We start from the raw sequence: 7,602 nt of genomic DNA, 5'->3' as shown, positions 1-7,602 counted from the left end.
ACCGCAACTTGCGTCAGGCAGTGCAACGCACACACAACGTGGGAATTACCACCGAAATAGTGTCCGAACAGCGACTCGACGACATGCTCGCGGGCGAGCTGGCAGAGGTGCTCTATGCATCACATCGCGGCGCGCATGTCGAACGGGGGTTTTCGATGATTCTCGACCATGCGCTCGAGGGGCGCTATCCGGGTGTCAGGCTGATCATAGCGCGAGATAGCAGTGGGCTGGTGCAGGGATTCCAGCGGTACGCGACGGCCGGCGGCGGCAGCGACGTGACTCTGGATGTGCCATGGCGCCGCCCGGGGGCACCAAACGGGATCGACGAGCGAATGAGCGTCGACATGATCGCGGACTGTAAACAGTCTGGTGGACAAAGGCTTTCGCTGGCATTTGGTGGGTTCCCTGAAATCTTTGAGAACGAGAACCGCAACATCTTCGAGGGCATCTACTACACGCTTATTCACCTGGGTCGCTCGCTGATCAAACTCGAGTCGCTGTATCGCTACCTTCGCAAGTTTCACTCGTTCGACGAACGCCGCTATGTGCTGCTCTCGCTACGGCACATACCAGCCGCATTGGTAGTTCTGCTGTCGCTGGAGTTCATCCCGCGACGACGGCATCTGCGGATTCGGTCGCACTTGCAGTCGCCGACTGCATAGGAATGCAGCGAACCTTCCCTGTTCGTCAGATAACTCTGGCAACGTTGCGGGCATGGCTGTCACCCAAACCCGTGAAGTCCTTATCGAGGCAACCCCGGAGAAGATCATGCAAGTATTGTTCGACCTTGAGTCGTTGACGGAGTGGTCCTCTGCCCATAAGAAGGTCGAAATTCTCGAACGAGACGACCAGGGGCGCCCGAGCAAGTCTCGGCAAGTCGTCAAAATTGTGGGCGTTAGCGATGAGCAGGTGCTGGCGTACTCTGTGCACGACGACGGCGTGAGCTGGAAACTGGTCAGCGGTAAACAACAACGTGCCCAGCAGGCCCGCTATACGTTGACGCCGGAGGGCGATTCCACCCGGGTCCGCTTCGAGCTAACCGTTGACCTTCTGATGCCGCTGCCAGGATTTCTGATCAAAAAAGGCGCCAATGGTCTCATGGAGACGGCAACCGAGGGTCTACGTCAGCGAGTGCTAGAGGTCCAAAAACGCGACACATAGCCTCTGCCAAAGGAACCGTCGGTCCGAACGTCCAAAGGGGCATCTGGCCGGCGACGGCTGGCTAATAAAGGAACTCGGATGTTGAGAGGTCGTTCGTCTGCCGCTGCACCCGCCGTTTTATGCCAAGTAATGCTCTCCGCGTCATCAGCGCGACTGCTGGTCTAGCCAGCTCTAAGGCGAAAACCTCGCCAGGGTGCCGCAAGCCAATCCGTACCCGCGCGAGGAGCCGGGTATGGTTAGCCCAATGCGGCTGAAGATGGAATGACCACACTGCCATTGGCAGATTCGGCGAAGTGGCCCGAAGCACGATGCTCTGCTCGGGCGTGATCGCCTCCACGCGCAACGTCAGCCCATCTCGCCGCCCCATCCAGCCTTTCGCCGTGAGGCGAAAGACATCCCCCGCTGCGAGTCGCTGCGACTCCGGAGGAACTCGATCGGCGTTATGAACCAGAAGACCGATCAGGCCGTTCCGATCCTTACCCATATGCAACAGCCACGGCCAGATTGCGGATGGTGGAGCACCGATCCACACGGCTTCGGTCACCTGGATGACCGGGTCGCCGACCAACTCATCACCCGGCAACCGCACCTGACACTCCTCTTTAGTTGTGCCCCAGTTGCGGTAGTACCGTCGTGCGGCGTACAAGGCTGCGATGAGCGCCGCGAGCTGCGTAATTCGTTTTGGGGCAAGCGTCATCACACTAGTCTGCGTAGCAATGCGACGCTGTCGCCAGGGCCGTTGGTCCTCGGTGCGACGCCCTTGCCGAGGCAATAAGACCTGTTGGCCCCGGACTGGCTGGAAAAGGGAACAATGGACCTCCGGCCGAGGACTATCGCCTCCTGATCAGTTGCGACGCAAGCAATAACGTTCCCAATAGAGGTTTCTGAACCGTCAATGCTTGGGAGTGCAGATGTTTGAGGTCTTTCCACCGAAGTCGGTGGTTGTTGGGATCGACGGGTCGCAAGCTGCTGTTCGCGCCGCGCTGTGGGCCGTCGATGAGGTGGCCGGCACAGATATCCCGTTGCGAATGCTCTACATCAGAGAACTACGTCCCACCGCTAGCCGCAGCGAAGCTCGGACGGCGATGGAGACGGCCGAGGAGGCGGTCTACGACGCCTATCACGCCATAACCGCCACGGGGAAGCCGGTGAAAGTCGAGATGGAGATCATCGAGGGCCGCCCGGTGCCGGCGTTGATCCGCGCTTCGGACTCGACCCCCATGCTGTGCGTCGGGGACACCGGGGCCGGCCAATCCTCCCGCGCCGGCTTCGGTTCTACCGCCGCGGAGTTAGTGCATTCGGCGCATTGCTCGGTGGCCGTTGTCAGGGGAGATCGCAACCGGGAACCAACGGACAGTCGGATGATCGTGGCCCACGTCGCTGGGTCAGCCGACGACGATAACGTCCTGGAGTTCGCTTTCGAGGAGGCCAGCCGGAGGAGCGCTCCGCTGGTGGTGATGACGGCGTGGCGTTCTGGATTCGATGACCTTCAGAATGACCGCCTCATCGTCGATCATGAGCGCCGGATGCGTGACATACTCAATCGCTACGTCGCGCTGTGCACGCCACACTATCCTGGAGTCGATGTGCGCAGCATTGCCGCACAAGGTACTTTTTTCGACTATCTCACCGAACACGCGGAGACCGTTCAATTGGTCGTGGTCGGCGCCAACCAGGCCCGTGAGCTGCAGCAACTTATCGGTTCGGATGGAGACCATGTGTTGCAGCACAGCGATTTTTCCTTGCTAGTCGCCCGTTAGCGGTCTTGATGCAGGCGTTCGGGTGCCACGGCGCCGCAGGCCTCCACACCGCAGCGCGAATCTATCGCTGGTCGACGAAACGACAAAAGTCCCTTTCGGACCGGGACGTTGGCAAGACCGAAACGGGGACCGAGGCACTTCCCTATCCGTGGTGTTTGCCCCTACGGCCGGCCCAGCTGGAGTGGTCGGATTAAGGAGCTAGGACGCAATAGGGAGGCCATGATGAAATCAACGGCATGCTTGACCCGAATGGTGGGGGGATCCGTGGAGGCGTTGCAAAATGCAGTCACGCGGAGCGGTTGGATGTCTACCATGTCCATCCCCGCTTCGCAGTCACCGACAGGTTCATTCATCAAGGACGGCAACCGTTTCGGGCAGTCCTGGCTGCGTCAGGGGCCGCGGCGGAGTATGCGGTCGATGACGATGTATCAGGTAACGGATCAGCTGCACGACGGACACGTCGCCCGTGTTTCGGGTAGCGAGATCGCTGCGACGGTGTCGTCGTGGCTGGCTGACCTGGGCGCTCACAGTCCACTGGTCGACGAGCTCGCCCGCGCGGTACGGAATCGCGACTGGCCGGCAGCCTACGTCATCGGCGAAACGCTATCTGTTCATGTGGCCGTTGCCATTTGAGTTGCGTCGATCAGACCTTGAGCGGGTGGTCGTCGCGCGGCGTCACTTGCGGCCGACGTCGCTACCTATATAACGAGTCGAGGAGCTCTCTGTTCCGCTCGGCCACCACTGCCCGCTTAACCTTCAGTGACGGTGTGAGTTCCCCGCCCTCGACGGACAGGTCGCGCTCCAGCAAGGCCCACTTCTTGATCGTTTCCCATCTGTTGAGCTCGGCATTGAGCCTCCCGACATGCTCCCCTATCAAGTCACGCACCGCCCGCGAGTTGACCAATTCCTCGTAAGAGGCGCCAGTTAAGCCGTGTTCGGCGGCCCAGCCGGCGATCACGTCGGCGTCTAGCGTGATAAGCGCGACACAGAATTGATGACCTTCCCCGAACACCACGAACTGGCTGGCATACGGGCACAGGGCGATGAATTTCTCCTCGATCGCCGGCGGCACAATATATTTGCCACCCGAGGTTTTGAACATGTCTTTGATGCGGCCGGTGATGCTGACAAAGCCGTCGGCATCCACACTGCCCTCGTCGCCAGTGCGCAGCCATCCGTCGTCGGTGAAGGCCGCCGCGGTGGCTTCGGGCATGTGGTGATAGCCCGCCATGACGTTGGGGCCGCGGAGCTGGACTTCCCCGCCGGCGCCGATGCGCACCTCGGTGCCCTCGAAGGGCTGCCCGACGGTGCCGAGCTTGTAGTGATCCGGGAGGTTGAAGACGTCTCCCCCCGCGGCTTCGGTGAGCCCGTAACCTTCCAGGATCAGCAGACCTGCGGCGTGAAACCACTCGGCGATCTCGCGGTTGAGCGGCGCCGCGCCGGAGATGAAGAACCGGATACGCCCGCCAAATGCCTGACGTACCTTGCTGAACACCAGCCGGTCGAACAGCTTGTATTGCAGGCTCATTGCCCGCCCGACATGTTGGCCGGCCCGCCGGCGCCGGTCCACGTCGAGTCCCACCGCGAAGGCCCTGTCGAACAGCTTGGCCTTAATCCCGCCTTGTTGCCGTTGAGTGGTGACGACGCGTGCATATGCTTTCTCGAAGATCCGCGGGGCGGCGCACATGAAAGTGGGTTTTAATACCGCACAATTGTCGATGATCTTGTCCACTCGGCCGTCCACCGCGCTGACAAACCCGGCACCCAGCTGGGCGGCCAGCACCACCTTTCCGAATGCGTGGGCCAACGGCAACCACAACAGCTGCAGGTCGTCCGCATGGACTACATCCCACCGGTCCACGGTGGCCCCCTCATACACCCAGGCCTTGTGGTCGAGCCGAACCCCCTTAGGCCGACCCGTAGTTCCGGAGGTGTAGATCAGCGTCGCCAGCCGCTCCGGGGTGATGGCCGCGGCGGTTTCGCGCACGCAGGCTGGGTGCTCGGCCAGATACTTCTCACCAAGCTCGGCCAACTCATCCAGAGATAGCACCCAATCCCCGTTGGCTGAACCATCGAACGTCACTACTTTGGTCAGGGCGGGCAGATCGGCACGGCGCGCCGTCAGCTTGGCCAGTTGCTCATCGTCTTCAGCAAAAGCAATCCGGGCTTCGGAGTCGGCCAGGATGTAGGCGGTGTCGGTCACGTTGGTGTTCGCATACACAGTGGTGGTAGCTGCCCCGGCGGACATGATCGCCAAATCGGCCAAGATCCACTCATATCTGGTGCTGGATGCGATACCGACCCGCTGTTCTGGCTCGATGCCCAGGGCCAGCAGTCCGGCCGCCAACGACTCCACACGGGTAGCGGTGTCTCGCCAGGTGACCGAGACCCACTGTCCGTGATCGGGGTAGCGAAATGCCTCCTTGTCCGGCGTGGCCTCGACCCGATCGATAAAAAGCGCAGCAAAGTTCGGCGCACCGCTAGCCATCTGGGCATTGGTGGAAGTCATCGGGAGCCTCCGTAGTTGGCGATGCCAATAAGAGCGCAGCGTACGCCGCACTCACAGTGCGCGGTCGATTCCTAACACGGCCAACGCGGTGCGGACCATCTGGTTGGTGAATCCCCACTCGTTGTCATACCAGGCCATGATCTTGACCAGGCTGCCATCCACGACACGGGTCATCGCCGCGTCGATCACCGAGGCCCGCGGGTCGCCGACGATGTCGGTCGAGACAATCGGATCATCTGCAACCCCGACGATCCGGCGGTAGCGGTCGCTGTCGGCCTCGTTGCGAAATATGTCATTGATCTCGTCCGCACTCGTGGGCCGGGTAGTGACGGCGACGATGTCGGCGATCGAGCCAACCGGGATAGGCACGCGGACCGCCACTCCGTCGAACCGGTCGGCGAGTTCGGGTAGCGCGCGGGTGGTGGCGAGTGCGGCGCCGGTCGACGCGGGCACCATGTTCAGCGCGCCCGCCCGCCCGCGCCGCATGTCCTTGCTCGGTCCGTCGATCAACTGCTGACTCGCCGTGTAGGCGTGCACCGTAGTCATCACCGCGCGGGCCACCCCAATTCGGCGCTGCAGGATCTCCATCACCGGCGTGATGCAGTTGGTGGTGCAGCTGGCGCAGGAGATGATCTGTTGATCCTGGGCCGCGGGGGTGGCGCCGTGCACCACCGTGGCGACGCTCTCGGTCTTGGCCGGTGCGGATAGCAGCACGTACTTGGCGCCTGCCGTCAGGTGCGCGGCGAGCTCCGGTTCACGGCGGAACACGCCAGTGCACTCGAAAACCAGATCGACACCAAGCTCAGACCACGGCAGTTCGGCGGGATTGCGGATGGAATACACCGGAATTCGCTGACCGTCGAGCACCAGGGCGTTGTTATCGACGGACACCGGCCGGGGGTAGCGGCCGTAGACGCTGTCATACCGCAGTAGGTAAGCCAGATCGTCGACGGAGACGACATCGTTGACGGCCGCGACCCGGATGTCGTCGATCTCGGTCAAGACTTTCAGCGTGGCCCGACCGATCCGGCCCAGACCATTGATCGCTACTACCGCCATCGCGCACTCCTTAGAAAGCCGACTTACCCTTTGATCCGACCACCCGGCAGCACTCGCGAGGCAGAGGAGAAAGTCCCTGCTGCAGAGGGCCGTTGGTCGTAGCACACAGCATCAGCCAGCAGGACAAACCAGCCCATAGTGTCCGTCGTAGCGGTGGTAGAGCACGTCGGCTCGACCTTGGTCCACGTCGACAAAGAACAGGAACGGCAGCCCGAGCAGAGAGAGCCGCTCCTTCGCGCGCTCGAGCGTGAGTCGCGGCGCCGGCTGTGGACTGATGGTCAGCGGCAGATCGTATGGCGCAAGCTCCTCGGGGACTGGTTTGACCTGCGCGAGGCGGTATCCGGTCGGCTCCGTTAGGTACAAGACACTGGCCTGTTCGGTTCCCTTTTCGGTGAACAAATGGAAGTCGTAATCGAGCAGCTCCATTTCCTGCGCGGCCTCATCGACCGTGTGGGTGCCTAGCGTGAAGGACTTACGGCGAATGATTCGACGTTGATCGGGTGGCCGCGGGAAATAGTTGGGCCGACGCGTGGGCTCAGACTCGTGACGCCATTCATGAGGGTCTGCGTGAGAAGCGTTGCCCCGTTTGGGTTCCCAGCGTTCGGCAACGCGTTCGAGCCGATGCCGCAGCCGCGCCTCGAGTCGATCGACTGCTTCACGGGCGGTCTCGCCTCGGACCTGGGCGCGGACGAGCCGGCCGTTCAAGTCCAAGTTGGCTTGGGCGATCACCGGCCGAGCTACCGCGGGATCGGTATGCCTGCTCAACCTGACCCGGGCATGGAGGATCGGCTGGTGCGTGAGACGAGTGAGCCCACCGATCTTTTCCCGCGCGTAGTCGTCAATACCAGGTAGCTGACCGTGCGTTGTCACGTCGATATCGAGCGCCGCGGGTGAATCGGTTCTGTGTCCCATAGTTTCGTTGTTACGCTGCCCCGAATCGATGCCGTAGGGCCGAAGGTCACCGGGAAACCGGTCGACGGTCACTGCGCGCGGAAACGCTTGCGCCAGCGGCGTAGTAGATACCGACGGAATTCGTCGGCGCCCCACACGACAAACGGAAAGGGCAACAGCACCAGCAGATCGCTGGGCGCCGGAGCCTCCGTTTCCAGGACT

Annotated in this window: 8 protein-coding genes; 4 read left to right on the top strand and 4 right to left on the bottom strand. The window is 61.9% G+C overall.

From position 1 onward, the window contains the following. Positions 1-662: phosphatidylglycerol lysyltransferase domain-containing protein (locus VKI00_RS10575; protein WP_324437412.1), on the top strand; the 662-nt coding region annotated here is incomplete at its 5' end. Positions 663-714: 52 nt separating this feature from the next. Next, a complete protein-coding gene (locus tag VKI00_RS10570; RefSeq protein ID WP_324437411.1) occupies positions 715-1,161 on the top strand; it encodes an SRPBCC family protein in 447 nt (148 codons plus the stop codon). 61 nt (positions 1,162-1,222) lie between these two features. On the opposite strand, the gene VKI00_RS10565 is transcribed toward VKI00_RS10570, so the two are convergent. Continuing rightward, entirely contained in the window at positions 1,223-1,858 is a 636-nt protein-coding gene (locus VKI00_RS10565) for an SRPBCC family protein (RefSeq protein WP_324437409.1), read from the bottom strand. A 214-nt stretch (positions 1,859-2,072) separates the two neighbouring features. Here VKI00_RS10565 and VKI00_RS10560 point away from each other — a divergent pair, with 214 nt between their 5' ends. Beyond that, complete coding sequence (locus VKI00_RS10560) at positions 2,073-2,921, top strand: universal stress protein (RefSeq protein ID WP_324437407.1); 849 nt, start codon at positions 2,073-2,075, stop codon at positions 2,919-2,921. A gap of 408 nt (positions 2,922-3,329) precedes the next feature. Beyond that, complete coding sequence (locus VKI00_RS10555) at positions 3,330-3,554, top strand: hypothetical protein (protein ID WP_414687166.1); 225 nt, start codon at positions 3,330-3,332, stop codon at positions 3,552-3,554. A 61-nt stretch (positions 3,555-3,615) separates the two neighbouring features. Here the strand turns inward: VKI00_RS10555 and VKI00_RS10550 are convergent, their stop codons facing one another. From VKI00_RS10550 to VKI00_RS10540, 3 genes are all read right to left on the bottom strand, one after another. Next, positions 3,616-5,430: a long-chain fatty acid--CoA ligase gene (locus tag VKI00_RS10550; RefSeq protein ID WP_324437405.1), complete on the bottom strand. Its 1,815-nt coding sequence runs from the start codon at positions 5,428-5,430 to the stop codon at positions 3,616-3,618. A 51-nt stretch (positions 5,431-5,481) separates the two neighbouring features. Beyond that, a complete protein-coding gene (gene gap, locus VKI00_RS10545) occupies positions 5,482-6,489 on the bottom strand; it encodes a type I glyceraldehyde-3-phosphate dehydrogenase (RefSeq protein WP_324437403.1) in 1,008 nt (335 codons plus the stop codon). 111 nt (positions 6,490-6,600) lie between these two features. Continuing rightward, positions 6,601-7,401: an HPF/RaiA family ribosome-associated protein gene (locus tag VKI00_RS10540; protein ID WP_324437401.1), complete on the bottom strand. Its 801-nt coding sequence runs from the start codon at positions 7,399-7,401 to the stop codon at positions 6,601-6,603. Between the last annotated feature and the right edge of the window lie 201 nt (positions 7,402-7,602).

It is taken from the genome of Mycobacterium sp., assembly GCF_035314665.1.
Taxonomy (GTDB): domain Bacteria; phylum Actinomycetota; class Actinomycetes; order Mycobacteriales; family Mycobacteriaceae; genus Mycobacterium.
The sequence above is the reverse complement of the archived record's forward strand: the minus strand, read 5'-3'. Positions and strand labels throughout refer to the sequence as shown.